The organism is Synechococcus sp. B60.1 (genome assembly GCF_047462555.1).
Classification (GTDB): Bacteria; Cyanobacteriota; Cyanobacteriia; order Thermostichales; family Thermostichaceae; genus Thermostichus.
The window spans coordinates 1-1,298 of sequence record NZ_JANSJN010000209.1 but is presented as its reverse complement, the minus strand read 5'-3'; the positions used below and the strand labels follow the sequence as shown (position 1 = coordinate 1,298).

Here is a 1,298-nt window from a genome sequence, read left to right as displayed (position 1 = left end):
TGGCAAGTGGTGGGCATGAGCGGCCACTTTGAAGCCGAGGCGTTTAGCTATGACCTGGCCCCACCGGAGCTGTTTCGGGCCCAAGCTGGGGAGCCGTGAAGTGCGATCGGGAAGATTGGGGCCTATCCTGGAGAGAAGCTTGAACGGAGGGCTTGCCAATGAAACTGCTTCAGCAAGAAGTTACAGTTACCCTCAATCGCTTCCTTGTTAAGAAGCTAACTCAGACAGATCTCACTTTTTATGAGTACAACTGCAGGCCAAACCCCCTCCCAGAGCTAGAGGATGTGCACAAAACTCTTTCCAGGATCTGTAACCGTCTCGAAGTAATAGCTGTTCGTCTAGGAAATAGCATTATAACCCAAAAAAAGGTTCCAATCAGTAAGCTCAAAACAGAAAAGTGGGAGTTAGAAGAGTGTGGGCTTAGGGTTCTAACCTGTGCCAATCCTCAAGAAAGAAGCGCCCTCGAAAGCTTTGAGCGCAAGAGGATAGAGTCACACCTTAGGTACACCAAAAATACGGTTGAATTGATAGGAGGCGGCCTGCTCTGGTGGGTGACTGCTCAGAAAGGGGTAGAACTTTCCGGAGAAGGCTGGGAAATCCACGAAGCAAGAAGAATAGACGTTGCTGTTGAACCAGACGGAAAGCTTTACTTAGAAGTCGATATTCATTACCGCTTCTACACGCCGTGGACTTTGCATGAATGGCTGGAAAACTATCCAGATATCCCAATTAAGTGGGTTCGGAATAGATATGGTAAACGCGAGACTTGGGAATATCTGGGTATTTTTTCCAATCAGTCGCCGTGGGAGATTCAGTTGCCAGAACTGAACATGAGTCTGGCAGAGTACCATTTACAGAAGTACAATGCACCTAGGGAGGAAGTGGAAAGCTCTTGGGTAGTCGAAGTAGCTTCAAAGCAAAAGCGTTTGCCCCATCTGTCTCGAAGGCTATCGCCTGTTTTAACCTTGGAAATGCTGGCCAGTCTAGAAGACAACAGAGGCAAAGTTAGTGCTGATGTTATCAATCGCATCAGAAAAAGTTTAGAAGAACGATTGCAAGAGTCTGGAAAGACTGCGAGTTTGATTATAAAGGAAGTATACAAACTTTCCTGTGAGAAAATTGAGCCGCTGAAGGCCAAGGGCTACATTCTGGCTAAGCCAAAGCTATTGGGATCGGAAAAGCTATTGGGATCGGGTCGCAAGCAAGTTCAAAATCCTGCTGGAGTTAGGTATCACGGATGTGCAAAAGTAGGCGAGACTAAGTTTGGATGCCTAAACCTCTATGACAACAGGCAAGAG

1 protein-coding gene is annotated in these 1,298 nt (G+C 47.1%); it reads left to right on the top strand.

Annotated elements, in window-relative coordinates:
• Positions 1-158: 158 nt before the first annotated feature.
• Positions 159-1,298, top strand: a 1,140-nt coding sequence (locus NW863_RS13070; RefSeq protein ID WP_414366881.1) for an argonaute PAZ domain-containing protein, incomplete at its 3' end; no start/stop codon positions are given.